This window comes from Streptomyces wedmorensis, from assembly GCF_000716445.1.
Taxonomy (GTDB): Bacteria; Actinomycetota; Actinomycetes; order Streptomycetales; family Streptomycetaceae; genus Streptomyces; species Streptomyces wedmorensis.
On the sequence record NZ_JNWK01000095.1, the window covers coordinates 1 to 24,720 of the forward strand.

Sequence of the window (24,720 nt, forward strand, 5' to 3'; positions counted from 1 at the left end):
GCCGCCGCGAACGGAACGATCTTCGCCTCCGCGAGCGCGCGGACCGACTCCCGGAGCATGTCGTGCTCCTCGGAGGGCCGATAAAGGTCGAAGTCCTTGCCCATGATGTGGTCCCCTAGACGCTTGTGGCACTGAGTACCCTCAGCAAAACACACTCAGTGCCATGACGCCAGAGCGCCCCGATGCCGTTCTGCATCGGGGCGCTCGGGGAACCGGACGGTCGGTTCTGTTAACCGTGGATGTCGGCCGGGTTCTGCTCCCGGCGGAGCAGCTCCGCCTCGTACTCGGCGGCCAGCTGGGCGACGCGCCCTTCGGTCAGGTCGAGGCTGGTGAGCAGCGCGGGCGTGCAGACGCTCGGCATGAAGTGCTGGAGGAGGACCGAGACCCGGTGCGCCAGGTCTTCGCGTTCGCACAGGATCTGGGACATCGCCTGGACCCCGGAGAAGGCGCCGCAGAAGAGCCTGGCCGTGTCCGCGACGTTCACGTGCACCAGGAGCTCTCCGCGCGCCTGCGAGGCGGTCAGGATCTCCGACACCTCGTCGATCCACGCCTGGAACGCGCCGACCCGGTCGACTCCCGTGGCGCCGGTGTCAAGGGCCAGACCGACGCTCGCGCGCACGAGGGCGTCGTGCTGCAGGCGGTGGGTGAGCAGGAAGCACTGGTCCGCGAGCTCCTGGAGCTTGATCGCCCGCGGGGACAGCGGAACGTCGAGCATCTGCGCGTCGAGCACGCCGAGGGCCACTTCTTCCTTGGAAGCAAAGTGGAAGTACAGTGCCCCCTTGGTCACGCCGGCGCGCACCAGGATTTCCCCGATGGTCGTCCGCTCGTAACCGCGCTCCGCGAACACGGTCGCGGCCGCCTCCAGGATCGCCCGTCGGGTCTTGATTGCACGCGCTTGCTGCGCCAAGGCGCCTCCTGCCGTCGGTGCTCAACGTGTGACGTGAAGCATTGAAAAGAAAACCGGGCTGTACGTATTCTATGCAGGGCGGACATACCGCCCGGGGCGCGGGGACGCAAGGGGTATCCATGGATCAGGACGGTCACGGAGCGACGACGCGCGTCCCCGGGGAGTTCGTGCACCGCGCCGATCCCGCGGACATCATCCCCACGGGCTGGACGCAGCTGCGGGCCGACCGGTACTCCGTCTCGGCTCACTGGCCTGCCGCACATCCCTTCTTCTCTCCGGTGGCTGGGGACCGGCACGACCCCGTGCTGGTGGCCGAGACGATACGTCAGGCCACCATGCTCGTGGCTCACGCCGAGCTGGGGGTACCCGTCGAGGACCAGTTCGTCATGTGGGGCCTCCACTACACCGCGGACCCCGACGAGCTCGCCGTGGACGGCCTCTCCTCCGACATCCACCTCGACCTGGTCTGCACCGAGCTCGGCACCCGCGGCGGCAGGCTCGGGAACCTGCGCACCACCGTGGTGCTCACCCGCGACGGCCGGCACCTCGCCACCGGCGGCGCCCTGGCCCGCGCGACCTCCCTCCAGGCCTACCGCCGGATCCGCGGCGAGCGGATGGCCGCGCTCGGCAGGCCCGTCCCGCTGATCCCCGGCGTGGAGCCGCACCTGGTCGGCCGCGAGCACGCCAAGGACGTCGTCCTGGCGCCCGGCATCCGCCCGGGTCAGTGGCAGCTGCGGGTCAACACCGGCCACCCCACCCTCTTCCGGCGCCCGAACGACCACATACCGGGGATGCTGCTCCTGGAGGCCGCCCGGCAGGCGGCAGCGGCGACCCTCGGGGCCGGCGCGTACCTGCCCGCCGGCATGGACGTCTCCTTCGCGCGCTACGCCGAACTCGACAGCCCCTGCTGGATCGAGGCCGAGACCGTGCCGACCGCCGACCCCTCGGTGGACACCGTCCGGGTCGAGGGCCGGCAGGACGACCGGTCCGTGTTCGTCGCCACCCTCACCTCCGCCGCCCGGCCCCTGGCGGTGGCCGCCGGGCACCACGCCGGCCGCCTGGCGGGCTGACCCGACGGGAACGACGGTGCCTCGCATCCTGATCACCGGGTCGACCGGGTTCATCGGCGGCCGCGTGGCGGCGACGGCCGCGGGACGGACGGACGTCGGGCACGTCAGGCTGCTCGCCCGCCGCCCGCTCCCGCCGGCGGGAGCCTCGCCGGCGACCGGTCGGTCCGCAGACGAGCGGAACCAGGACGGCCGGCCTTCTTCCGAGACCGTCATCGGCGACCTCCGTGACCCCGCGTCACTCCGCCGGGCGTGCGAGGGGATCGACGTGCTGATCCACTGCGCCTCGGCGATCGGCGGGGACGAGGAGTCGGCCCGCGCGGTCAACGACGAGGGCACCCGGGCCCTGGTCGACGCCGCCGTGCGCGCCGGAGTGACCCGCGTCGTCGCCCTGAGCACCGCTTCGGTGCACGGCCGCGGCCCCTTCCGGGCCGCCGCCCCCGGCACGCTCCCGCTCGCACCCGCCTCGGCGACGAGCCGCACCCGCGCGGCGGGCGAGCGGCACGTCATGGACGCCGGCGGCACCGTCCTGCGGCCGCACTTCGTGTACGGCACGGGCGACCGCCAACTGGTGCCCGGCCTGGTCCGACTGCTCGCGGCGCTGCCCGGCCCGCTCGACGCGGGCGCCTCGCTGCATTCGGTGATCGGGGTCGACGCCCTGGCCGGGGTCCTGGTCGGCGCGGCGCTCTCGGAGCGGACGCGGCCGGGCCCGTACTACGTCAACCATCCCGACCCGGTGCCGGTGGCGGACCTGCTCGCGCCGTGCGAGGCGCTCCTCGCGGGCCGGGCGGGCCCGCCGCGGGGGCCCGCGGTGGGCGCCGACGAGGCGCGCGCGCTGCTCGCGGACCTCCCCTTCGCGCTGCACCATCTCGCCATGCTCGTCCCCGACCACTGGTTCGAGGACGACCGACCGTGGCGTGAGCTGGGCTGCGATCCGGGTCCGGGCTACACGGCGGGGGTCGCCGACCACCTGCCCTGGTACCGGGGGCTCCTGGACCGGGCCTGACCTGACCTTGCTCCGGAACGGTCAGGACCCCGCGTACGACGGGGGAGTGACGAGCCGTCAGGCGGCCGGGGTCGCGGTGTCGGCGGGTTCCGGGTCCGAGAGGGCGTCGGGGCCGGCGAGCAGGGGCAGGAGGGTCCGCCAGAGGCCGGTGACCGTCCGGGGTGACAGCCACTCGTCGTTGTCGCGGCCGAGGGCCTCCAGGCCGACGGTGGCGGCCACGATGGTCCGGGCGAGGTCCTGTCGGTGCTCGGGGCCGAAGGCGAGCAGGCCCTCGTCGGCGGCCTCCGCGAGCCGCTGCTGCACGCAGCTCTGCCACTCCTGGCGCAGATTCAGCTCCGTACGGCGGTCGTTCGCGCAACTGAGCCGGAAGCCCGCGCGGACGACCGCGTCCTCGCGGAGCAGCCGGGCCAGCGCGTGCGTGGTGTCGGCGAGGTTCTGCAGGGCGTCGGACGGCCGGCGGTACTCGAGCCGCGCGGTCCGGCGCAGGCGGGCGGCCGCCTCGTGTTCGACGGCGACGGCGACGGCGGCCTTGTTCTCGAAGTGGAAGTGGAGCGCTCCGGGGCTCACTCCCGCTCCGGAGCTGATCGCGGACAAGGTGGCCAAGTCGTAGCCGCGCCGGTCGAATTCACCGGCCGCCGACCTGATCAGCGCGTCACGGGTCCGCGCGGCCCGCTCTTGTTTGGTCACCCGTGGCTCCGTAGCACCCTGCGTCTCGACGGCACGGCCCCGAACCGCGTCGTACCGATACCGCTCGACAACTCAAAACCGACTGCTTGGTATTGTAGAAGCTTTCCCCTGTCACCCATGCCCCTTTTGGTGATCGCGTGGGCGGGCCCGGCGACCGAGGGGGCGCCGGGCGGAGGTCGCGCAGTTCAAAGTGCCGCAACTCGAGGACGGTTCCTGCGTCACCTCTCAGAGCGCGGTTTCCGGCTACCGCATTTCGGGGCCACTCGGCACCCAGGGTTTCGTCCGGTGCCCTCCGGCAGGGCGGATCACGCTCGCGCTCGGCCGACCGCGAGCGCCAAGGTGCGGAGCAGGCGCACGTACGGCGACCAGCGGGCCGGGCGTCGCAACGTGCCGGTGCAGGCGAGTTCGGCGCGGTCGAGGCCGTCCTCCAGGCAGGCGTCGTGCAGCGGGCGCCAGGCCAGCGGCCAGGTCAGTCGGGCCAGGCCGCTGGGCGCCATGGTGAGGGTGTGGTGCAGTCGCGTGCGGTCCGGGCCGACGGGGAGCACGGCCAGTTCGTGGAAGCCGTGGAAGCCGCGGGGCCCGGTGAACTCGAAGCGGATCCAGCGCCCGGGCGCGTACCCGGCCACGGTGTAGCGCACCGGGCCGTGTCCGCCCACCGCGCCCGGCCCCAGCGGACGGTCGAACTCCATCGGCGACCAGGCCGCGCCGGGCCAGAGCCGGTCGCCCTCCCCGCTCGCCAGGGCGTCGACGAGCGCGCCCACCTCACTTTCCTTGGCGGACAGCAGGCGCTCGTGCACGTTGTGGACGCCCATGCGTCCTCCCCTCCAGCGTATTGGAGACCGATCTCCAATTAATTGGAGGGTACCCTCTGATTCATGGCGAGACCACCCCGCTTCGACACGGACCAGCTTCTCGACGCCGCCGTCCGCCTCGCGGCCTCCGGCGGACCCGCCGCCGTGACCATGTCGGCCGTCGCCCAGGCCGTGGGTGCGCCCAGCGGCTCCGTGTACCACCGCTTCGCCGGGCGCACGGCGCTGCTCGCCGAGGTGTGGCTGCGCACGGTGGAGCGTTTCCAGGAGGGCTACTTCGCCGTCCTGACCGGCGAGCCCGACCCCCGACGTGCGGCCCGCGCGGCCTCCCGGCACGTGGTGGCCTGGTGTCGCGAGAACCCGGACGAGGCGGCTCTCCTCCTCTACGGCGCAGCCGACTTCGGCCGTGCCGACTGGTCCGATGAGCACGCCCGGCGCGCGGACTCCGGCAACGACCGGGTGTTCGCCGCCCTGGCCGACCTCGCGGAAGCGCTGGGCGCCCAGGACGAACAGGCCCGGGATCGCATCGCCCTGGCGCTCGTCGACTTCCCGCTGACCGTGGTCCGCCGCCACCTCCGCGCGGGCACCCCCCTGCCCCCGCACGCCGAAGACCTCACCGAACACTGCACGGCGGCACTCCTGGGCTAGGTCCTGCCCGGAAAGGGGGAGTGCGGGTCGACGGGGTCGCGTGACGCCCGCCCGATCCGGGCCGCGAGGGGTGCTCTCCGACGGCGGGGGAGTACGCCGCCGGTGACTAGAGTGGGCGCACGATGACACGTTTTCGCGAGAGCGTTCGGTCCCTGCTGCGGGAGCAGGTGCTCGACGCCGCCTACCGCCTCGTCGCCGCCGACGGCTGGGGCGGCCTGCGCATGACCGCCATCGCGCGGGCGGCGGGCATCAGTCGCCAGACCCTCTACAACGAGTTCGGGTCGAAGGAGGCCATCGGCAACGCCCTCGTCCAGCGCGAACTGGAGGGCTTCCTGGTCGGCATCCAGCGCGAACTCGACGCGCACCGGGGCGATCTGGAGGCCGCGGCCGCCGCGGGTGTCGGCTACACGCTCCAGCAGGCCGTGGACAACCCCCTCGTCAAGAGCGTCCTGGTCGCCGCGCGGGGCGGCGAGGACGACCTCCTCGCCTATCTGACCACCCGCCCCGAACCGGTCTTCGGCACCGCGATGGCCATGCTCGACGCCTATGCGATCGAAGCCTGGCCCGACGTCGACGACGAGTCCCGCGGCCTCGCCGTGGAGACCATCGTCCGCCTCACCGTGAGCCACATCGTCCAGCCGGTCGCCTCCCCCGAGGCCTCCGCCCGCCGCATCGCCCGCATCACCGCGAGGATCGCCTACCCGGGCCCCGCCGCCTGACCGGTCCGCCGACCGCACCGGGCCACGGCGGTTCGCGGAGCACGAGCGCCTGGTCGAAGGGGGTGCCGGTGCGGGCGGCGTACGTCATGCGCTCGCGCACCTCGCGCAGGGTCCGGGGCCGGTAGCCGGTCCCGCCGAAGCAGCAGTCCTTGTGGAACCGGACGCCGGCGTGGAGCAGCACCGCCAGCGTCCGCCACGCCTCGGTGTCCCGCCGCCCGGGCGCGGCGAACGCGGAGCCCACGTGGATGAGTTCCCCCGCGCAGCGGGGGCAGACCCGCCGGCGGTCGCCGTCGTACGGCTGCTTGTAGGAGGCCCGGCACGGCAGGCACACGTACGCGGTCTTGGCGGGAGGCATACGGGCAGCGTAGGTGCCGCTCGCGAGGGGGGCCACGGGATTGTCCGGAGCGTCGGTGAGGCCCGCTGTCGGACACGGGGGATCTCCGGCAGCGGGCCTCTGTTGAAGATTGTACGAGGTTGTGGGGGGCCGGTGTCCAGTCGGGGGCGCGGGCCCGGATGGCGAGGGGTGGGTGCGCGGGGTAGATGTCCAGGGAGGAGTGTCGCCGCCGACGACAGGGAGGCCGCCGTGGAAGGCAGAAGCGTAGGGTTCGTGCATTCCTTCAACCGTCTCGGCGGGTACGGGTTCGTCGTCCCCGTGGGCTCCGAGGAGCAGGTGTACTTCAGTGCCGAGGACATCGAGGGCGGGGAGAAGGCCCTCTCGGAGGGGCAGCAGGTCTCGTTCGTCCTCGTACTGGGGGAGGGCCGCTTCGAGGCGAAGGAGCTGCGCGTCTGAGGCCGGCGGCGGCTGCCTACGATGGGCCCATGTCTGAGCGAGTGGATCCCCCGGCCGCCTCCCACGCGCACGAGCGGACGCCGGGCCCGCGCGAACTCTCGGCTGCGGCGGGCGTCTTCGCGCTGCTCTCGGACCCGACCCGGCTCCATCTCGTGTGGCTGCTCACCCGCGGTGAGGCCGACGTGACCGCCCTGACGGAGGCCTGCGGGGCCGCCCGGCCCGCGGTCAGCCAGCACCTGGCGAAGCTGCGGCTCGGCGGGCTCGTCCAGTCGCGCAAGGACGGCCGCCGGGTCGTGTACGCCATGCCGGACGGGCACCTCAAGCGCCTGGTGGTCGAGGCGATCAGCCGGGCCGACCACGAGGTGACCGGCGAGCCCTGGCACTCCTGAGAGCCGGGCCAGGCCGGTCCGTACGCTCCCCCCGGTCCGGGTCCGGCGGGTCCGGGGGGTGTCGGTCGTGGGTGTCGTCCGGGTCCGGCCGGTCCGAACGGTGGCGATCGTCGGCGTCGTCAGGGTCCGGTGGAGCGGGGCGGCGCCGGTCGTCGGCGCGAACATGTGCGCACACGTGCACGTGTCGGTTACGGTGGACATCCGTACTCCGCCGCGGCCGACCGGGGGCGTCCATGCTGTCCGTGCTGCGCAACCGCACCTACCGGCGTCTGTTCGGCGCCCAGGTCGTCGCCCTGTCCGGCACCGGCCTGGCGACCGTGGCGCTGAGCCTCCTCGCGTACGACCTCGCGGGCGCCGACGCAGCCGCCGTGCTCGGCACCGCCCTCGCGATCAAGATGGCCGCGTACGTGGGGCTCGCCCCGGTCGTCTCCGCGCTCGCCGACCGCGTGCCCCGGCGCGCCCTGCTCGTCGCGATGGACCTGGCGCGGGCGGCCGTCGCGCTCTCCCTGCCGTTCGTCACCCGGGTGTGGCAGGTCTACGTCCTGATCCTGCTCCTCCAGGCCGCCTCCGCCGCCTTCACCCCGGCTTTCCAGGCGACGATCCCGCAGGTCCTGCCGGACGAGCGGGAGTACACGGAGGCCCTCTCGCTCTCCCGGCTCGCCTACGACCTGGAGAGCCTGGTCAGCCCCGTGCTCGCCGCCGCCCTGCTGACCGTCGTCCCGTACGCCTGGCTCTTCACCGGCACCGCCGCCGGCTTCCTGGCCTCCGCGCTCCTCGTCCACACGACCGCCCTGCCCGAGCCGCCGGAGCCCGCTCCGCCCGGCGACGCCCGGGTTCGCGGGGGCCGGGTTCGCGGGGGCCGGGCGCGGCGGGCGTACGGCAAGGTGGCGTTCGGGACCCGGCTCCTGCTCGCCACGCCGCGGCTGCGGGCCCTGCTCGCGCTGGATCTGGCCGTGGCGGCGGCCGGGGCCGTGGTGCTGGTCGGGACCGTGCTGCTCGTACGGGACACCCTGGGGCGTGCGGCCGGCGACGTGCCGCTCGCCCTCGGCGCGTACGGGGCGGGGTCGATGGCGGTGGCGCTGCTGCTGCCGCGCGTCCTGGGGCGGGCGGAGGACCGGGCGGTGATGGTGCGGGCCGCGTTCGTCCTGCCCGGGGCGCTGGGGATGCTCGCCGTGGGGCTCGCCGTGCCGTCGGGCGTGTGGTCCTGGCCCGCCCTGCTCGTGCTGTGGGCGGTCGTCGGCGCGGCCGGTTCGGCGGTGCTGACGCCCGGCGGCAGGGTGGTGCGCCGCTCGGCCGGGAGCGGCGACCTGCCGGCCGCGTTCGCCGCCCGCTTCTCGCTCTCGCACGCCTGCTGGCTCGTCACCTACCCGCTCGCCGGCTGGCTCGCCGTGCGGTCGGGCCCCGCCGTCGCCGCGGCCGTGCTCGCCGCGGTGGCCCTGCTCGGCGCCGTGGGTGCGGCGCGGCTCTGGCCGCGTACGGACCCGGTCGAGCTGCCGCACGTCCACCCGGAACTCCCCGCCGGGCACCCGCACCTGGCCGGGGCGGCACGGCCGCACGCGCACGACTTCCACATCGACGCGCTGCACCGGCACTGGCCGAAGGCGGGCGCGCCCGCGGCGCCCGGCGCGTCCGCGCCGGCCCCGTCGGCGTCGGGGTCGCGCGCGTCGGGTCCGCCGGGCCCCGGGCAGTCGTCCGGCCGGCCCGCGTCCGGCCGGTCGTGGTCCGGTCAGCGCGTGAGGCGCATCTCCAGGCCGTCGAGGACCACGTCCAGGCCGTAGGAGAACTTGGCGTCCCGGATGGCGACGGGGTCGACGGTGGCGGTGACGGCGGCGTCGGCGTACGCCGAGGCGAGGTGGTCGTGGTCGGCCGCCGCCTGCTGCGCGGCGGGCATGAGGCGGGCGATGAACGCGGCCTCGGTGTCGCCGGAGCGGGCGACCGTGGTGAGCCAGGCGGCCTCGGTGGTGCTCATGCCGATGACGTACGACAGCAGGGTGTCGATCGCGCGGCTCGGTTCGGGGAATCCGGTGGCCGCGAAGAGGGCGGCGAGCCGTTCGGAGTACGCCATGAGGTTGGGGCCCAGATAGGCGAGGCCGGCCTGACCGAGGACGGACGAGAGCCAGGGGTGGCGCAGGGCCGTCGCGCGGAACGAGGCGGCGGCCTCGGTGGCGGCCTCGCGCCAGGGGCCGCCGGGTGCCGGGACCGTGATCTCGGCGGCGACCTCGTCCACGGCGAGCTCCATCAGCTCGTCCTTGGTGGCGACGTGCCGGTAGAGGGAGGTCGCGCCGGCGTTCAGGCGGGCGCCGAGCTTGCGCATGCTGAGCGCCTCGATGCCGTCGGCGTCGAGCATCACGACCGCCTCCCGGACGATCGCGGCGCGGCTGAGCGCGGGCTGATCAGGGGTGGACTGCTCGCGTGCCCACACGGACGGTACGGGGTTCGCCTTGGCGGCCATGGTCCTCCTTCACTGCGTACGGCGTTCGCATTCAGCGTACAGGTCTCCAGGGTTGCGAACGGTGTGCGCATCTGCGTACAGTGTTCGCATCGAAGGAAGACGAACGAAGACCGAGGGGGAACTCCCGATGGAAACCCGCAACCCACGCCGCTGGTGGATCCTGGTCGTGCTGTGCCTCAGCACCCTGGTCCTGGTGGTCGACAGCATGGCGCTGACCGTCGCGGTGCCCTCCATGACCGAGGACATCGGGGCGAGCGCCCAGGACATCCAGTGGATCCTGGACTCCTACATCCTGGTCTTCGCCGGACTCCTGCTCACCTCGGGAAGCCTCGGTGACCGCTTCGGCCGGCGGAAGGTGATGGTCCTCGGCCTGCTGCTCTTCGGAGCCGCGTCCCTGGCCGCGACGGTCTGCACCAGCCCCGGCGAGGTCATCGCCGCCCGGATCACGATGGGGGTCGGCGGCGCGCTGATCATGCCCTCGACGCTCTCCATCCTCATCACCGTCTTCGCCGAGGACGAGCGTCCCAAGGCGATGGCGGCCTGGGGCTCTGTGTCGATGCTCGGCCTGGTCGGCAGCCCCGTCCTCGGCGGCGTCCTGATCGACCACTTCTCCTGGCACTCGATCTTCTTCATCAACGTCCCGGTCGTCGCACTCGCCGTCCTCGCCGCCCTCACCCTGATGCCCGAGTCCAAGGGCCCGTGGCAGAAGCCCGACCCGCTCGGCGCGATCCTCTCCGCCGTCGGCATGACCGCCCTGATCTGGTGGATCATCGAGATCCCGCAGCACGGCGCCTTCGAGGGCCGCTCGCTCGTCACCCTGGCGGTCGCGGTCGTCTCCCTCGCCGGATTCGTGGTCTGGGAGAACGTCACCCCCGAGCCGATGGTGCCCCTGGTCCTCTTCAAGCACCGCAACTTCAGCGGCGGTTCGCTCTCGCTGACCCTGGTGCAGATCGGCAACGGCGGCCTGCTCCTCGTCCTCACCCAGTACCTGCAGTTCGTCCTCGGCTACTCGCCCGTCAAGGCCGGTCTCGCCTTCGTCCCGCTCGCCGTCGCCGCCCTGATCGGCAACGGCGCCGGCGCCGGCCTCGCCGCGAAGATCGGCAACCGGATCCTCATCCTCGCCGGCATGCTCGTCATGGCCTCCTCCTTCGCCCTCCTCACCACCGTCGACGCCGAGTCCGGCTTCACCGTCCCGGCCGTCGCCCTGGGCCTGCTCGGCCTCGGTGCGGGCCTCGCGATGCCGGCCGCCGTCGGCGCGCTGATGAGCACCATCCCCGAGGAGAAGGCGGGCGTCGGCTCCGCGCTGAACGACACCATCCAGCAGGCCGGCACCGCGCTCGGCATCGCCATCCTCGGCTCGCTCCTCACCAGCACCTTCTCCCGTGAGATGCCGGCCGACGCCCCCGAGCAGGCCAAGCAGTCGATCGGCGGAGCCCTCGCCGCCGCCCAGGGCGACACCCGCCTGGTCGACGCGGCCCGCGACGCCTTCACCTCCTCGATGTCCACCACCTTCACCATCAGCGCCGCCGGTGTCCTCGCGGCCGCCGTCCTGGCCGCCCTGGTCATGCGGGACACCAAGCAGGCCGCGCCCACGCCGGCCACCGACGAGCCGGCGGAGGACAAGGTGGAGGCCGCCGCCTGACCCGTCCCGCACACGCGAGAGCCGGTGCCCCCCCGAGGGGCACCGGCTCTTCCTCGTACGTCACCGTGCTCTCGTCGGTGGACCGCCGTCACGGAGCCGCTGTCGCCGAGATGCCGTCACGGAGCCACTGCCGCCGAGATGCCGTCACCGAGCCGCCGTCATCGACCTGCTCCCGGTGTACCGCCGTCAGCGAGCCGCCGTCGTCGCCGGCCCGGAAGCCACGGCGAGCGCGAGGCCGTGCGACAGCTGCCGCCCGAGGTCGGCCTCCGGGTCGGCGCGGACGAGCCGACGGACCGCCTGCATGGCCTCCCACGCGGAGATCTCGGCCAGCGTCCGCCCCCACGTCTCGCCCAGCCGGTCCGAGAGATAGGCGCAGAACCCAAGCTGAATCGTTCCTTCGCGGGCCCGTTCCTCCTGGTGCGCCTTGAGCGCCGCCGTCAGGAACGCCGTCGCCCTCCGTGGACCGAGCGCGCTCAGAATGATCCGGAGGTACGGGTCCACCAGCGGGTGCGGACGATCGTTCGAGGCGGACATCAGACGTTCCCTGTAGTCGTTGGCCATGGGCTCACAGTTATGCGACGTCCCCCGGCCCCACGGCCCGCGACACGGCCCACGGCGACTTCAACGCCCGATCGGACGTGTCGCCCGGCCGCCGGTGGGAAGGGACCGGCGGCCGGGCGGCGGCGTCAGTACACGTCGCGGACGTACCGCTTGTCGGCGGACATCTGCTTGACGTAGGCCGCCGCGTCCTCCGGGCCCATCCCGCCGTGGCGTGCGACGACGTCGCGGAGGGTCTGGTCGACGTCCTTGGCCATGCGGGTGGCGTCGCCGCAGACGTAGAAGTGGGCGCCGTCCCGCAGCCAGGACCAGAGCGCCGCGCCGTGTTCGCGCATGCGGTCCTGGACGTAGACCTTCTTGCGCTGGTCGCGGGAGAAGGCGACGTCGAGCCGGTCGAGGTGCCTCGCCGCCAGCTGCTCCTCGAGCTCCCGGCGGTAGTAGAAGTCGGTGGCCTCGCGCTGCTCGCCGAAGAACAGCCAGTTCGGCCCCGAGTGGCCGCGGGCCCTGCGCTCTTCGAGGAAGCCGACGAACGGCGCCACGCCCGTCCCCGGCCCGACCATGATCATGGGGGTGGCCGGGTCGGCCGGCGGGCGGAAAGCGGGGGAGCGCCGCACGAAGACCTGGACGGGCCCGTCGTCGGCGCCGTCGGCCAGGTAGGTGGAGCACACGCCGCCGCGGTCGCGGCCGCGGTCGTTGGCGTAACGGACGACGGAGACGGTGAGGCTGACCTCGCCGGGGTGGGCGAGCGGGCTGGAGGAGATCGAGTACAGCCGCGGCTGGAGGCGCTTGAGCACCCCCGCCCAGTCCGCGGCGGCAGCCCGTACCGGGAAGGCGCCGAGCAGGTCCGCGGCCTGGAGCCCCCAACTCCACTTGGCGAGCTCGTCCTTGTTGCCGGGGCGCAGGAGCCGCTTGAGCTCGTGGCTGCCGGTGCGGTCCGCGACGAACCTGAGGAGGTCCGGCGTGATGCGGCTGATGTCCAGGCGGGTGCGCAGCGCCTCGGCCAGCGGGACGGTCCCGGAATCGCCGACGCCGACCGGCTCGTCCGGGTCGAGGCCGGTGAGGGCGAGCCACTCGGTGACGAGCCCGGCCCCGTTCACCGGCCAGACGCCGAGGGCGTCGCCCGCCTCGTACGCGAGCTCGCCGCCGCGCGTGTCGAACGCGAACCGGCGGACCTCCTTCCCCGAGCCCGGCAGACTCAGCAGCCGGTTGCCGACGAGGAGCGTCGAGAACGGCGAGGACTTGGAGTAGGGGCCGCGACGGTCGGCGGCCGGGGCCGGAGCGGCCGGCGCGGCCGGAGTCCTGGCGGGCGGGACGGGAGGCGGAGAGGGAGCTCCGGCGGTCGGGACGGCCGTCGGCGGCGCGGCCGGGCCCAGCGAGGCGAGCACCCCGGTCAGCCACGCTCCGGCGCTCTCCTCGTGGTCGGGTTCGCAGTCGGTACGCGGGTGCAGACGGGTCGCGCCGAGTTCGGCGAGGCGCTCGTCCACACGCCGGCCGTGCCCGCAGAAGTCGTCGTAACTGGAGTCCCCGAAGGCCAGTACCGAGAAGCGGACCCCCGTCAGCGGCGGGGCGTCCGGCGAGCTCAGCGCCTGCCAGAAGCCGGCGCCGTTGTCGGGGGCGTCACCGTCGCCGAAGGTGCTCGTGACCACCAGCAGGTCGGTCTCGGGACCGAGCCGGGCGAGGTCGACGTCCGTCATGGGGAGCACCTCCGCCACCCGCCCCGTTCCGGAGAGGGAGCCGGCGACGGTGACGGCGAACTCCTCGGCGTTCCCGGTCTGCGAAGCCCACAGGACCAGCAGCCGGCGGGCGGGCGCGGCGCCCTCGCCGACGGTCCCGCCGCCCGGCGCCCGCACGGCCTCGCCCCACGGGGAGGGAGCGGCGGTGCGGGAGAACATCCCCGCCAGCAGCCCGTCGACCCACAGGGCGCGGTCCGGGTCGAGCGGGGCCCCGGACGGCAGCACCGGAACCGGGACCCGGTCCTCGGGCGGGGCGACGCCCCCCGCGGACAGGCCCGGCAGACCGGAGAGCCCCGACACGTACCCCGCCAGGTAGTGGCGCTCGGACGCGGTGAACGAGGGCGGCGCGGCGAGGTCCGCGACGCCGAGCAGCGCGGCGAGCACGGCCCCGGTCCCCGCGGCGGGCGCTCCGGTCGGTACGGCTCCGGTCCCGGCCGCGGCGGCTGCCCCGGCGGACGGGGCGGCAGGGGCGGCGGCCTCCGGCTCGTCGCTCCGGTGCGCCCGGGGGACCGGGGCAGCCGTCTTGCTGAGGGCGACCGCGCACGCCTTGAACTCCGGCTGGAAGGAGACCGGGTCGACGGCGTCGTTGGTGACGGCGTTGATGCTGAGGTACTCGCCGAAGAGGTCGTTCCAGTGGAAGGGGGCGAAGCAGTCGCCCGGCCGGACCCGGTCGGTCACCACGACGGGGAGCACGGCCCGGCCGCGGCGCGACGATATCTCCAGGTGGTCGCCTCCGGCGACGCCCAGGGCCCTCGCGTCCTCGGGGTGCACCTCGACGAAGGGGCCGGGGGCGAGCTTCGCGAGCTTGGCCACCTTGCCGGTCTTCGTCATGGTGTGCCACTGGTGCTGGAGGCGTCCCGTGTTGAGGACGAACGGGTAGTCGTCGTCGGGCAGTTCGGCCGCCGGAAGGTGCGGCCGGGCGAAGAAGCGGGCGCGTCCGCTCCCGGTCGGGAAGGCCAGCCGGGGGCGGCTGCCGTCCTCGCGCTCCAGCTGCGTCTGGCTGACGCCGTCGTTCAGATAGCGCACGGGGTTGCGGTCGGGGCCGTCGGCGGTGGGGGCCGGCCACTGGACGGGGGTGGCGCGCAGCCGCTCGTACGTCACGCCGCGCAGGTCCCAGCCGGTCTGCGGGTTCCACGCCCGCTTGATCTCCTCGAAGACCTCCTCCGGGCCGGTGTACGTGAACGCGTCGGCGAAGCCCATCTCGCACGCGACCCGGGCGATGAGCTGCCAGTCGGGCAGGGCCTGGCCGGGCGGGTCGACGACCCCCTGGACGAGGGTGAGGTTCCGCTCGGAGTTCACCATGACGCCGTCGGACTCGGCCCACAGCGTGGCCGGCAGCACCACGTCCGCGTAGGCGTTGGTCTCGGTCTCCGCGAACACGTCCTGGGTGACGACGAGTTCGGCGGCCTCCAGGGCGGCGATCACGGTCCTGCGGTTGGCGACCGAGGCCACCGGGTTGGTGCAGATGATCCAGCAGGCCTTGATGTCCCCGGCCGCCATCCGCTCGAACATCTCCACCGTGCCGCTGCCGACGTCCGTACGGACGGAGCCCTCGGGGAGGCTCCACAGTTCCTCGACGAAGGCGCGGTCGGCGTCCACGAGGACCGAGCGCTGCCCGGGCAGCCCCGGTCCCATGTACCCCATCTCGCGCCCGCCCATGGCGTTGGGCTGGCCGGTCAGCGAGAACGGGCCCGACCCGGGCCGGCAGAGGGCGCCGGTGGCGAGGTGCAGGTTGACCAGCGCGTTGGTGTTCCAGGTGCCGTGCGTGGACTGGTTCAGGCCCATCGTCCAGCAGCTCATCCACTCGCCGGCCTCGCCGATCCACCGCGCGGCCTGCCGGATGTCGGCCTCGGCGAGCCCGGTGATCTCGGCGACCCGGGCGGGCGGGTAGTCGGCGAGGAAGCCGGGCATCGCCTCCCAGCCCTCCGTGAACTCGGCGATGAACGCCTCGTCGGTGTGGCCCTCGGCGACCAGCAGGTGCAGCAGCCCGTTGAGGAGCGCCAGATCCGTCCCGGGGCGTATCTGCAGGAAGAGGTCCGCCTTGTCGGCCGTGGCGCTGCGGCGGGGGTCCACGACGATCAGCCTGGCTCCCGCCTTGACCCGTTCCATCATGCGCAGGAACAGGATCGGATGGCAGTCCGCCATGTTGGAGCCGATCACGAGGAACGCGTCGGCCCGGTCGAAGTCCTGATACGAGCCGGGCGGGCCGTCCGCCCCGAGCGAGAGCTTGTACCCGGAGCCCGCGGAGGCCATGCACAGGCGCGAGTTCGACTCGATGTGGCGGGTCCGCACGAAGCCCTTGGCCAGCTTGTTCGCCAGGTACTGCGCCTCCAGCGACATCTGCCCCGAGACGTAGAACGACAGCGCGTCCGGTCCGTGCTCGTCCAGGATCGCGCGCAGCCGGCCGGCCACCGCCGTGATGCCCGCGTCGACGTCCGTCTCGGCGGGCTCGCCGCCCCGCTCGGCCCGCACCAGCGCGGTCCGGGCCCGTCCGGGGGCCGCCAGCATGTCCGCGCTGGTCGCGCCCTTCGTGCACAGCCGGCCGAAGTTCGCCGGATGCGCCTTGTCACCCGAGGCCCTCACCGCCCGCCGCAGGCCCGTCCGCGCATCGCGCGCGACGTCGAGGACGATCCCGCAGCCGACCCCGCAGTACGAGCAGACCGTCCGGACAGCTTCGGCCCGCGAGTCCGACGACGCCACCGGGACTCCTCCCCCTCAGGAACACTCCGCCCGTCCCGACCTGCGCCGGTACGCCGGACCGTGGGAGGTCTCCCACGGCCTCGACCGTACGAACCGCGGGTTTCCGGCCCGTCACACCCCACGGGCACCCGGCGTTACACGCCCTTCACGACGGCCGGGAGATTACCGTGAGCGACACGAGGACGGCTCAAGCCCCGCAAGGGCCGTCCCGCCGACCGCGCCGGATTCCCACGTCCCTGGCGGATCACCGCGGGCGCATCGGGAATCCGTCAAGGTGCGCCACCAGGGCTCACCCGATGGTGTGGATTCGTGGCGGGAGTCGTCGGTGGTCGTGCGCGGGGCGTGCACGCGGCGCACGCCCGGCCGCACGGGGTGACAGACGGTTCCGAGGACGGCGCGCGGACGGCGACGACGCGGAGACGCAGGAATCGGGGGCGGCTCCGGTGATCCCGGGATCCCTAGACTCCCCGCACATGTCGCTCTGGCTGCTCAACCACTTCAGCACCTCCACCCTGACCGTCGTCATCGTCGGCGGGACCGTCGCCCTCGCCGTCGCGGGCAGCATGTACACCCGGCGCAGGTACCCGTCACTGGCCGAAGGCGAGCACAACGACATGGTCGGGGTGACACTGGGGATGTTCGGCGCGATCTACGGAATCATCCTCGCGTTCGTCATCGTCACCCTCTGGACCCAGTTGGAGAGCACACAGACCGTCGTCGCCACCGAGGCCACCGACGCCGCACTCATCGCCCGGGACGCCGCCGCCTTCCCGGCCCCCGTGCGCGACCGCCTCGACGTCGCGCTGAGCGGCTACGTCCACGGAGTGGTGGAGAAGCAGTGGCCCCTGATGCGCGCGGGAACACCCGAGTACGACGCCACCGCCGGCAAGCTCCAGGCCGTGTTCGAGGTACTCCAGTCGTACGAGCCGAAGACCGCCCGCGAGGAGGTCTTCTACGAGGAGGCCGTCAGCCACCTCAACGACGTCGCCGCCCAGCGCCGCGCCCGCCTCACCATGGCCGAACAGCAACTCCCCCCGCTGCTCCAACTCCTGGCCTTCGGCGGCGCCCTCGTCCTGATCCCCCTCACCTTCCTCTACGGCATGCGCCGCAGGCGGATCCAGATCCTCTTCGTCGCCTCGGTCGCCGGCCTCATCGGCTTCAGCCTCCTCCTCGTCCTCGTCCTCGACCGCCCCTTCGCCGGAGAGCTCAGCGTGAGCCCGGCACCGTACCGTCAGGGAGCGCTCGCCCAGTACTGGACCGAGTCCCCGGACCAGCCCCCGACCGCGGCCCCCGCAGAGGAGAACATCCCGTGAGGATCCACCTGACCAGCGTCTTCGTCGACGACCAGACACAAGCCCTGCGCTTCTACACCGAGGTCCTCGGCTTCGTGAAGAAGCACGACGTCCCCGTGGGCGGCGAGGACCGGTGGCTGACCGTCGTCTCGCCCGACGAGCCCGGCGGCACCCAGCTGCTCCTCGAACCCGCTCGCCACCCCGCGGCCCGCGCGTACCGCGACACCCTCGTCCAGGACGGCATCCCGCTCGCCCAGTTCGCCGTCGAGGACGTGAAGGCGGAGTACGAGCGCCTGCGCGGGCTCGGTGTCCGCTTCACCCAGGAGCCCGTGGACATGGGCCCCGTCACCACCGCCGTCCTCGACGACACCTGCGGCAACCTCATCCAAATCGCCACCCAGCCCCGCTGACCGCCCGCGCTCCCGCCGCCGCCTGCGTTGTGGGCTGCGCCCCGCCTCGTTGTGGGCATTCGTTCCGCCGGGGCGGCGCCCACCCCCGCGCCTGCGCCCGCGTGTTGTGGGCTGCGCCCGCGCCCCGCCCGTTGTGGGCAATCGTTCCGCTGTGGCGGTGCCCACCCGCAACCCCGCCCACCCCGTTGTGGGCAATCGTTCCGCTGTGGCGGTGCCCACCCCCGCGCCTGCGCTCCCGCGTTGTGGGCCTTCGTCCCGCCCGTTGTGGGCATTCGTTCCGCTGGGGCGGAACGGGTGGGCACAACGGACGGCGCCCTTTGCCGGGCCCCCACCCGTCCCGCCCCAGCGGGACGATTGCCCACACGGCGGTGGGCGAGGGCGAAGGCCCACACGGCAGCGGGCGCAGGCCCACACGGCGGTGGCACAGGCCGACACGGGGCGGGGCGCAGGCCCGCACGGCGGCGGGCGCGGGCCCGCAGGGGGCGACGGCGCAGGTGGGCGCGGGCCCGCACGGGGGTGCGGTGGGTGTGGGCGCACGGCGGTGCGGGCGCGGGTGGTGGGATTGACAAGTGGGCATGATCCTGACAGCAGTTGCTCTGGATGACTCCCGTGAACGGCGTGGTGACACGAAGGAGACGATCAGAGCGATGAGCGGTCCCGAGGACACGGTCGACGACTACGACGTCGTGATCAGCGGAGCGAGCCTCGCCGGCAGCGCCGCGGCGATCCTGCTGGGGCGGCGCGGTGTGCGCGTCGCGCTGTTGGAGCGGCGCGCGGACCCGGGGGCGTACAAGGTGCTGTGCACGCATTCCATGCAGGCCGCGGCCTATCCGGTGCTCGACGAGCTCGGGCTCGTGCCGGAGCTCGAGAAGGCGGGCGCGGTGCGCAACGAGGGCCGTTGGTACACCCGTTGGGGGTGGATCGAGCCGACCGCCGCGCCGGGGGGTCCGGAGCTGCCGTACGCGTACAACGTCCGGCGCAGCACTCTGGACCCGATGATCAGGTCCCGCGCGGCGGCCACGCCGGGTGTCGACCTGCTCCTGGGCCACCGGGTGACGGGTCTGATACGGGAGGCGGGGCGCACCGTCGGGGTGCGGGCGTCGACGTCGCAGGGGGAGCGGGAGATCAGGGCCCGGCTGGTGGTGGGCGCCGACGGCAGGGACTCGGCCGTGGCGAAGTACGCGGAGGTGCGGGGCCGGCAGCACGAGAACGGGCGGTTCGGCTATCTCGCGCACTTCCGCGACCTGCCGCTGCGCGACGGGATCAGCCACGCCTGGTTCCTCGACCCCGACGCGGCGTACGCGTTCCCGAACGACGACGGCGTGACGGTCGTCGCGGTGCTCCCGGACAAGAAGCGGCTGCCCGCCTTCCGGAGGGATCTGGAGGGCAGCTTCCTCGACTTCCTCCGCGGCCTGCCCGACGCGCCGCCCGTCGACTCCGCCGAGCGCGTCTCGAAGATCATCGGCGCCGTCGACTACTCGCTGCACACTCGCAGGCCGACCGCCCCGGGCCTCGCGCTCATCGGTGACGCCGCCCTGACCGGTGACCCGCTGTGGGGCGTGGGATGCGCGTGGGCCCTGCAGTCCGCCCAGTGGCTGGTCGAGGCGGTCGCCCCGGCCCTGACCGGTCACGGCGACCTCGACAGCTCGCTCGCGGCCTACGCCCGCACCCACCGGCGCCGTCTCGGCGGCCACCAGTTCCTGGGCGTGGACTACGCCAGGTCCCGGCCGTTCAATCCCGTGGAGCGGCTGATGTTCTCCGCGGCGGCCCGTGACGCGTCGATGGCGCGCCACCTGCACCTCTTCGGTTCCCGTCTGATCGGCCCGCTCCGCTTCCTGAATCCGCTGGCCCTGGCCAAGGCCTCGGCGGTCAACATCAGGCACCGCGGCCGGCCCGCGACCATTCCCGCCGGAAAAGGCGAACGGCGCGACTTGTCCGAATGATGTACCTGACGGGTGTCAGTACAGTTCGGCGGGCCGATCGGTAATCTACTGGTTTGGGTAAGGAGTCTTACCGTCGCGTTGGATTCTGCTTTCGCAGCCGGGGGATTGGGGTTGGCGGGGTTTATGTCTCTCACACTGGTCGGGCGTTTCCTGCGTGGGTTCGGGTTGTTGTGTTGGCGGGGAAGAGTGTGACGGCGTATGTGGGTCTGCTCGCGGTGTTGTACGCGGGTGGGACGGTCGTGCCGTTGCAGCCGAATTTCCCGGCCGAGCTGACGCGTCGGATGATGCGGGTGGCCGGTGTGGAGACGTTGATCGTCGATGATCGTGGTCTTGGGGTGTTGCCGGAGGTCGTCGGGGACGGGACGCGGGTGCGGGTTCTGGACACCGGTGGTGTCGGGGACGGGTTCCCGCTGGTCGCGGTGGATTTTGGTGCGGCGCTGGCGGAGCCGGTCGTGGTGGATTCCTCGGAGCCCGCGTATGTTCTGTTCACGTCGGGTTCGACGGGTGTCCCGAAGGGTGTTCCGATTTCGCATCGTGGTTTCTCGTCGTATTTCGACGAGATGGACCGCAGGTGTGATTTCGGTCCGGCGGACGTGTTCTCGCAGACGTTCGATCTGAATTTCGATCCGGGTATTCATGACGTGTTCGCGGCGTGGGGTGCGGGTGCGTTGTTGCTCGCGGTGCCGCCGTCGGCGTATCGGGATCTGCCGGGGTTCGTCGCGGAGCACGGGATCACGGTGTGGCACTCGACGCCGAGTGGTATCTGGATGGCGCGGGAGATGGGGGCTCTGGAGAAAGGCGCGCTGGATGGTGTGCGGTGGTCTTTCTTCGGTGGTGAGGCGTTGCGTTGTCAGGACGTGATGGACTGGCTGGTGGCGGCTCCGGGTTCGAGGGTGGAGAACCTTTACGGTCCGACCGAGTTCTCGATCGGTATCTGCTGGCATCGCTGGGCCGGTGAGGAGTCGCGGCGCAGGGGTGTGAACGGGACGGTGCCGATCGGGAAGGTGCATGCGGGTCATGAGTTCCGGCTGGTCACCGAGGAGGGCGAGGTCTCGTCGGTGGAGGGTGAGCTGTGGCTGACCGGTCTGCAGATCTCCACGGGTTATCTGGACGCGGCGCAGAACGAGGGCCGGTTCGTGGTGGCCGACGGCCGGCGCTGGTATCGGACGGGGGACCGGGTCCGGGCGCACGCGGAGGGTGATCTGGCCTATGTCGGGCGGATGGACTCGCAGGTCAAGGTGCATGCCTGGCGGGTGGAGCTCGCGGAGGTCGACCATGTGGTGCGGGAGTGCGACGGGGTGCGTGACGCGGTGACGGTGCCCAGGCCGGCGGCTCACGGCAACGAGCTCGTCGTCTTCTACACGGGCCGGGAGGTCGACGAGACGGTCCTGGCCGACGGTGTCCGCGCGGTCCTGCCGCACAGTGTCCTGCCCCGGCGGTATGTGCGTCTGGAGCAGTTCCCGTTGAACCCCAACCGGAAGGTCGACCGGCTCGCGCTGCGCAAGCTCGCCGAGAACATGACCATCTGAACAAGACGCCGCCGGAACGCCGAACCGTACCGGCCGGCCTTCGACGCGATCCCCGGCCGCATCCTCCTCGTCCTCGACACCGGACCGAGGAAGGTGCGGCCGGTCGCTCACCCTCAACGCCCCGCAGCGAGCGGTCGGTTGCGCACGGGGCCGGATGTTGATCGAGAAGGGGTATCAGGATGTCGGACAACGACCGTCGGGCCAAGCTCCTGCGTGCGATGGAGTACCGCCAGATATTCGACGATCGGCTCGGTCGGATCGAACGGGAGACGCCCTTCGACTCGCTGCACGACGTGGACACCGCGTCGAACGTCGAACTGTGGGAGCTCCCCGAGAGCGACCGGCTGCAGATCGGCCGGGACGCGCGGTACTCGCCGTCACCGGTCCGCACCGTGCTCAACGCCCTCCGGCACTGCGACGTCGAGCACGAGGAAGTGACCTTCGTCGACGTCGGCTCCGGAAAGGGCCGGGTGCTGCTGCTCGCCACCGAGTTCCCGTTCCGCCGGATCGTCGGCGTGGAGGCGTCGGAGACGCTCTGCGACATCGCGCGGAGCAACGTGGAGAAGGCCTCGGAGACCCGCGAGGGTTGCGACAGGATCGACGTGGTGCACGCCGACGCCACGAAGTTCGACGTCCCGGACGACGCGGGACTCCTCTACTTCTACGAGCCGTTCTCCGTGGACGTGTCGTCCGCCGTGCTGGAAAGGGTCGAGGAATCGATCCGGCGGAACCCCCGCCGCGTGGTCCTCTGCTTCACCGGCAGGGGCCAGCCGGACGGACAGGCGAGCGAACGCGAGACGCCCCCCGTGGCCGCCTCGGCGGCCCAGACGCGGCCCCAGTGGAAGCTCATCGGGACGGTCTCCTCTCCGGACGCCGAGTTCTACGACTCCTTCCTGTACGAGAACGTGAACGTGGATCACGGCTCTCCAGAGGCCTAGAGATACAACGACCTCCCCCGGGAGGCCGAGCCATCCTGAAACTCTGAGAGGCAAACCCATGAGCGATGCCATCGATGTCATGACCGCTGACGAACAGCGGGCCCATCTCGACAAGGCCGTCTCCCTTTCCGATCTCTTCCGCAAGGTCGCGGCCGCCCGTGGCTCCGCCCCGGCCCTCCGGGACGCCGGACGGACGCTGAGCTACCGCGAACTCGACCTCCTGACGGACCGGCTCGCCGCGCGGATGGTCGCCGAAGGCGTCCGCCCCGGCGATCGGGTGGGTCTCCTGCTCCAGCGCTCGGCCGAGATCCAGATCTCGATCCTCGCCGTCATGAAGGCCGGAGCCGCCTATGTGCCCCTCGACCCCTCGTATCCGGCGGAGCGCCTGCGCTACCTCGTCCGCGACGCCGAGATAGGGCTGGTCGTCGGCGACGCCGAACACGTCGCCGCCAAGGGACTCACGGACGTCCGCGTGATCGCGCCGCAGGACGACGGCGTGCCGACTCCGCCGCTGCCGCACATCGAACTCGACGGCGGCGAACTGGCCTACGTCATCTACACCTCGGGTTCCACCGGCGCACCCAAGGGCTGCATGGTCACGCACACCAGCGTGCTGGAACTGGTGCGCGGTGTCGCCTCGGTGGTCGACCTGACCAGCGAGGACCGCGTCGCGATGTTCCTCCCGTTCATCTTCGACGGGTCCGTCCTGCAGTTCTGGCTCTCCATCGCGGCGGGCGGCCTCGCGGTCGTCGTGCCGCTTCCCGTGGCCCAGTCGATGCCGGACTTCCTGGAGTTGATCAGCCGGGAGGCCGTGACCCTCGTCATCCAGGTCCCCACCACCCTGCGGGCACTCGCCCACGCCCACGAGGAGGCGGGCAGGCCCCGACTGGCCCTGCGCTACATCCTCGTCGGTGGAGAGAGCGTCGAACTCGACGTCGTCTCCGCCTTCCTGGAGCGCTGCCCCGGCACCCCGCCCGAGGTCGTCAACATCTACGGACCCACCGAGGCGACGTGCGTCGCCACCTGCCGGGTGCTGACCCGGGAGGACTTCGACGGCCCCGTGCGCTCGCCGATCGGCACGGCGCTTCCGCACCTGCTCGTGGAGGTCCGCGACGAGGCGATGGAGCCGGTGCCGGACGGCGAGGTCGGCGAGCTGGTCATCGCCGGCTCGGGCGTGGCGGTGGGATACCTGGGGCGCCCCGAGCTGACGGCCGAGCGCTTCGTCGTCCTCGACACCCCGGACGGGCCCCTGCGCTACTACCGGACCGGTGACCTGGCCAGGAGGTTCCCGGACGGCTCCTTCGAGTACCTCGGCCGCAACGACCAGCAGGTCAAGGTGCGGGGCATCCGGGTGGAGCTCGGCGAGGTGGAGACGTTCCTGCGCGCCCACGAGATGGTCAGGGACGCGGGCGCGACGGTGGTCGACACCGCCGCCGGCGCCCAGTTCCTGGTCGCCTGCGTGGTGCTCACGGACCAGGCGCCGGAGAAGCCCGAGAAGGTGCTGCGGCAGCACATGCTCGCCTCCCTGCCGCCCTTCATGGTGCCGGACCGCTACCAGTTCCTCCCCGAGCTGCCGTCGACGGACTCCGGCAAGCTGGACCGCCGGGCCCTGCGCGACCTGGCGACCCCGCGCCGGGCTCCGCGTCCCTGAGCGCGCCGCCTCCCGCCGCCCACGGCGGGAGGCGGAAAGCAGACGAGACCGCTGCTGCCCTCCGGGGCAGCAGCGGTCTCGTCCGCACGCGGTCAGTCGATCCAGGTCAGGAAGTGCTTCAGCTCGTCGCGGAGCTGGTCGACGGTCGGTCGCTGCACCTCGATGTGGGTCGTGGGCTCGTCGCCGACCGGCGACGTCCGGTAGACGTTGGTGTGGTCCTCCACGGCGGGCTGCTGGAGGACCAGCGAGGCCGCGGCCTTGCCGGCCGACCGGGAGATGCAGTGCAGCACCCGGTGGTCGATGTGGTAGACCGTGCCCGCGGGCAGGAGCGCCTCGAAGACGGGACAGAGCTGTTCCTTGCCCTGGGCCTCCAGCGAGAAGGTCTTCCCCTGCCCGATCGGCAGGTACTTGAAGTGGTGGTACTCCGTACCGGGGCCGATCTTGAACTCCTGGGCGAAGTACTCGCCGACCACGAGGGCGGTCGTGAAGTCCCAGCGGTGCGAGTGGATGTCCTCCGTGATGGTGCCCGAGGCGTCCGGCTGCGGGTGCCACACGTGGAGGCGGAGCCGCCACGGGTTCTTGTCGCCGGCCAGCAGCACCAGCTTCAGGAAGTTGTTCGCGTGGTAGTACGAGCGGGCGGCGATGTCGGCGAGGGCCTCGTCGTCGGCGATGATCTGGCCTATCAGGGACCGCAGTTCACTCGGTTCGGCGAGCCGGCGGACCACCGATTCCGACCCCTGGAACGTCGTGCCGCGTCCGCTGTCCACGACCACTTCCAGATGGTCCTTGATCTCCCGCAGGGTCGCCCCTGCCAGGGCCTGCACCATGACCTGTACCTCCCATTGCGGAT

At 72.4% G+C, this 24,720-nt stretch carries 23 protein-coding genes; 14 read left to right on the forward strand and 9 right to left on the reverse strand.

Annotated elements, in window-relative coordinates:
- Together OO54_RS48010 and OO54_RS39125 are read right to left on the reverse strand one after the other, a co-directional pair.
- Window positions 1–104, reverse strand: a 104-nt coding sequence (locus OO54_RS48010) for an acyl-CoA dehydrogenase family protein (protein ID WP_167348173.1), incomplete at its 3' end; no start/stop codon positions are given.
- Between the two features lie 125 nt (window positions 105–229).
- On the reverse strand, window positions 230–907 hold the full coding sequence (locus tag OO54_RS39125; protein ID WP_033212077.1) for a ScbR family autoregulator-binding transcription factor: 678 nt from the start codon (window positions 905–907) through the stop codon (window positions 230–232).
- A 119-nt stretch (window positions 908–1,026) separates the two neighbouring features.
- Between OO54_RS39125 and OO54_RS39130 the strand changes: the two genes are divergently transcribed.
- Both OO54_RS39130 and OO54_RS39135 read left to right on the forward strand, forming a co-directional pair.
- Window positions 1,027–1,977 carry a ScbA/BarX family gamma-butyrolactone biosynthesis protein gene (locus tag OO54_RS39130; protein ID WP_033212079.1) on the forward strand — a complete coding sequence of 317 codons (951 nt, stop codon included), beginning with the start codon at window positions 1,027–1,029 and terminating at the stop codon, window positions 1,975–1,977.
- A 16-nt stretch (window positions 1,978–1,993) separates the two neighbouring features.
- A complete protein-coding gene (locus OO54_RS39135) occupies window positions 1,994–2,980 on the forward strand; it encodes an NAD-dependent epimerase/dehydratase family protein (protein WP_033212081.1) in 987 nt (328 codons plus the stop codon).
- A gap of 57 nt (window positions 2,981–3,037) precedes the next feature.
- On the opposite strand, the gene OO54_RS39140 is transcribed toward OO54_RS39135, so the two are convergent.
- Together OO54_RS39140 and OO54_RS39145 are read right to left on the reverse strand one after the other, a co-directional pair.
- Window positions 3,038–3,667 carry a ScbR family autoregulator-binding transcription factor gene (locus tag OO54_RS39140; protein ID WP_033212083.1) on the reverse strand — a complete coding sequence of 210 codons (630 nt, stop codon included), beginning with the start codon at window positions 3,665–3,667 and terminating at the stop codon, window positions 3,038–3,040.
- A gap of 305 nt (window positions 3,668–3,972) precedes the next feature.
- Complete coding sequence (locus OO54_RS39145) at window positions 3,973–4,479, reverse strand: hypothetical protein (RefSeq protein ID WP_033212085.1); 507 nt, start codon at window positions 4,477–4,479, stop codon at window positions 3,973–3,975.
- A gap of 63 nt (window positions 4,480–4,542) precedes the next feature.
- Between OO54_RS39145 and OO54_RS39150 the strand changes: the two genes are divergently transcribed.
- Both OO54_RS39150 and OO54_RS39155 read left to right on the forward strand, forming a co-directional pair.
- Complete coding sequence (locus OO54_RS39150; protein ID WP_033212087.1) at window positions 4,543–5,124, forward strand: TetR/AcrR family transcriptional regulator; 582 nt, start codon at window positions 4,543–4,545, stop codon at window positions 5,122–5,124.
- 122 nt (window positions 5,125–5,246) lie between these two features.
- Window positions 5,247–5,843: a TetR/AcrR family transcriptional regulator gene (locus OO54_RS39155; RefSeq protein ID WP_033212089.1), complete on the forward strand. Its 597-nt coding sequence runs from the start codon at window positions 5,247–5,249 to the stop codon at window positions 5,841–5,843.
- On the opposite strand, the gene OO54_RS39160 is transcribed toward OO54_RS39155, so the two are convergent.
- Window positions 5,806–6,198 carry a hypothetical protein gene (locus OO54_RS39160; RefSeq protein WP_051787820.1) on the reverse strand — a complete coding sequence of 131 codons (393 nt, stop codon included), beginning with the start codon at window positions 6,196–6,198 and terminating at the stop codon, window positions 5,806–5,808. The two genes, OO54_RS39155 and OO54_RS39160, sit on opposite strands and share 38 nt — an antisense overlap.
- Window positions 6,199–6,450: 252 nt before the next feature.
- On the opposite strand from OO54_RS39160, the gene OO54_RS39165 reads away from it, so the two are divergent.
- From OO54_RS39165 to OO54_RS39175, 3 genes are all read left to right on the forward strand, one after another.
- Window positions 6,451–6,633, forward strand: coding sequence for a cold-shock protein (locus tag OO54_RS39165; RefSeq protein ID WP_017238452.1), 183 nt, complete (start codon window positions 6,451–6,453; stop codon window positions 6,631–6,633).
- 29 nt (window positions 6,634–6,662) lie between these two features.
- Complete coding sequence (locus OO54_RS39170) at window positions 6,663–7,022, forward strand: ArsR/SmtB family transcription factor (protein WP_033212090.1); 360 nt, start codon at window positions 6,663–6,665, stop codon at window positions 7,020–7,022.
- Window positions 7,023–7,255: 233 nt separating this feature from the next.
- Window positions 7,256–8,800 (forward strand): MFS transporter, encoded by a 1,545-nt coding sequence (locus OO54_RS39175; RefSeq protein ID WP_033212091.1) that lies wholly within the window; start codon window positions 7,256–7,258, stop codon window positions 8,798–8,800.
- On the opposite strand, the gene OO54_RS39180 is transcribed toward OO54_RS39175, so the two are convergent.
- Window positions 8,749–9,474, reverse strand: coding sequence for a TetR/AcrR family transcriptional regulator C-terminal domain-containing protein (locus OO54_RS39180; protein WP_033212092.1), 726 nt, complete (start codon window positions 9,472–9,474; stop codon window positions 8,749–8,751). The genes OO54_RS39175 and OO54_RS39180 overlap by 52 nt on opposite strands.
- A gap of 127 nt (window positions 9,475–9,601) precedes the next feature.
- Between OO54_RS39180 and OO54_RS39185 the strand changes: the two genes are divergently transcribed.
- Window positions 9,602–11,116 carry an MFS transporter gene (locus tag OO54_RS39185; RefSeq protein ID WP_033212094.1) on the forward strand — a complete coding sequence of 505 codons (1,515 nt, stop codon included), beginning with the start codon at window positions 9,602–9,604 and terminating at the stop codon, window positions 11,114–11,116.
- Between the two features lie 186 nt (window positions 11,117–11,302).
- Here the strand turns inward: OO54_RS39185 and OO54_RS39190 are convergent, their stop codons facing one another.
- Window positions 11,303–11,677 (reverse strand): hypothetical protein, encoded by a 375-nt coding sequence (locus OO54_RS39190; RefSeq protein WP_157856597.1) that lies wholly within the window; start codon window positions 11,675–11,677, stop codon window positions 11,303–11,305.
- A 125-nt stretch (window positions 11,678–11,802) separates the two neighbouring features.
- The gene (locus tag OO54_RS39195) at window positions 11,803–16,107 is read right to left on the reverse strand and encodes a bifunctional nitrate reductase/sulfite reductase flavoprotein subunit alpha (RefSeq protein WP_033212098.1); all 4,305 of its coding nucleotides are present in this window, start codon (window positions 16,105–16,107) and stop codon (window positions 11,803–11,805) included.
- A gap of 473 nt (window positions 16,108–16,580) precedes the next feature.
- Here OO54_RS39195 and OO54_RS39200 point away from each other — a divergent pair, with 473 nt between their 5' ends.
- The 6 genes from OO54_RS39200 to OO54_RS39225 all read left to right on the forward strand — a co-directional run bounded on the left by OO54_RS39200 (window position 16,581) and on the right by OO54_RS39225 (window position 23,870).
- A complete protein-coding gene (locus OO54_RS39200) occupies window positions 16,581–17,420 on the forward strand; it encodes a bestrophin-like domain (protein WP_033212100.1) in 840 nt (279 codons plus the stop codon).
- Window positions 17,417–17,809, forward strand: coding sequence for a VOC family protein (locus tag OO54_RS39205; RefSeq protein ID WP_033212102.1), 393 nt, complete (start codon window positions 17,417–17,419; stop codon window positions 17,807–17,809). The genes OO54_RS39200 and OO54_RS39205 overlap by 4 nt, the downstream gene beginning before the upstream one ends.
- A gap of 647 nt (window positions 17,810–18,456) precedes the next feature.
- Window positions 18,457–19,752, forward strand: a complete 1,296-nt coding sequence (locus tag OO54_RS39210; protein ID WP_033212108.1) for an NAD(P)/FAD-dependent oxidoreductase — start codon at window positions 18,457–18,459, stop codon at window positions 19,750–19,752.
- Window positions 19,753–19,922: 170 nt separating this feature from the next.
- Window positions 19,923–21,281 carry an AMP-binding protein gene (locus OO54_RS39215; protein WP_106970189.1) on the forward strand — a complete coding sequence of 453 codons (1,359 nt, stop codon included), beginning with the start codon at window positions 19,923–19,925 and terminating at the stop codon, window positions 21,279–21,281.
- Between the two features lie 179 nt (window positions 21,282–21,460).
- Window positions 21,461–22,219, forward strand: a complete 759-nt coding sequence (locus OO54_RS39220; RefSeq protein WP_033212110.1) for a class I SAM-dependent methyltransferase — start codon at window positions 21,461–21,463, stop codon at window positions 22,217–22,219.
- Window positions 22,220–22,298: 79 nt separating this feature from the next.
- The gene (locus OO54_RS39225; protein WP_033212112.1) at window positions 22,299–23,870 is read left to right on the forward strand and encodes an amino acid adenylation domain-containing protein; all 1,572 of its coding nucleotides are present in this window, start codon (window positions 22,299–22,301) and stop codon (window positions 23,868–23,870) included.
- 92 nt (window positions 23,871–23,962) lie between these two features.
- On the opposite strand, the gene OO54_RS39230 is transcribed toward OO54_RS39225, so the two are convergent.
- The gene (locus tag OO54_RS39230; RefSeq protein WP_033212115.1) at window positions 23,963–24,697 is read right to left on the reverse strand and encodes a hypothetical protein; all 735 of its coding nucleotides are present in this window, start codon (window positions 24,695–24,697) and stop codon (window positions 23,963–23,965) included.
- Window positions 24,698–24,720: the final 23 nt, after the last annotated feature.

Bases quoted from the DNA above. Each gene is read 5' to 3' on its own strand.
- OO54_RS39130 (WP_033212079.1), top strand. From the start codon at position 1,027: ATGGATCAGGACGGTCACGGAGCGACGACGCGCGTCCCCGGGGAGTTC.
- OO54_RS39145 (WP_033212085.1), bottom strand. From the start codon at position 4,479: ATGGGCGTCCACAACGTGCACGAGCGCCTGCTGTCCGCCAAGGAAAGT.
- OO54_RS39150 (WP_033212087.1), top strand. From the start codon at position 4,543: ATGGCGAGACCACCCCGCTTCGACACGGACCAGCTTCTCGACGCCGCC.
- OO54_RS39155 (WP_033212089.1), top strand. From the start codon at position 5,247: ATGACACGTTTTCGCGAGAGCGTTCGGTCCCTGCTGCGGGAGCAGGTG.
- OO54_RS39160 (WP_051787820.1), bottom strand. From the start codon at position 6,198: ATGCCTCCCGCCAAGACCGCGTACGTGTGCCTGCCGTGCCGGGCCTCC.
- OO54_RS39170 (WP_033212090.1), top strand. From the start codon at position 6,663: ATGTCTGAGCGAGTGGATCCCCCGGCCGCCTCCCACGCGCACGAGCGG.
- OO54_RS39175 (WP_033212091.1), top strand. From the start codon at position 7,256: ATGCTGTCCGTGCTGCGCAACCGCACCTACCGGCGTCTGTTCGGCGCC.
- OO54_RS39180 (WP_033212092.1), bottom strand. From the start codon at position 9,474: ATGGCCGCCAAGGCGAACCCCGTACCGTCCGTGTGGGCACGCGAGCAG.
- OO54_RS39185 (WP_033212094.1), top strand. From the start codon at position 9,602: ATGGAAACCCGCAACCCACGCCGCTGGTGGATCCTGGTCGTGCTGTGC.
- OO54_RS39190 (WP_157856597.1), bottom strand. From the start codon at position 11,677: ATGGCCAACGACTACAGGGAACGTCTGATGTCCGCCTCGAACGATCGT.
- OO54_RS39200 (WP_033212100.1), top strand. From the start codon at position 16,581: ATGTCGCTCTGGCTGCTCAACCACTTCAGCACCTCCACCCTGACCGTC.
- OO54_RS39210 (WP_033212108.1), top strand. From the start codon at position 18,457: ATGAGCGGTCCCGAGGACACGGTCGACGACTACGACGTCGTGATCAGC.
- OO54_RS39220 (WP_033212110.1), top strand. From the start codon at position 21,461: ATGTCGGACAACGACCGTCGGGCCAAGCTCCTGCGTGCGATGGAGTAC.
- OO54_RS39225 (WP_033212112.1), top strand. From the start codon at position 22,299: ATGACCGCTGACGAACAGCGGGCCCATCTCGACAAGGCCGTCTCCCTT.
- OO54_RS39230 (WP_033212115.1), bottom strand. From the start codon at position 24,697: ATGGTGCAGGCCCTGGCAGGGGCGACCCTGCGGGAGATCAAGGACCAT.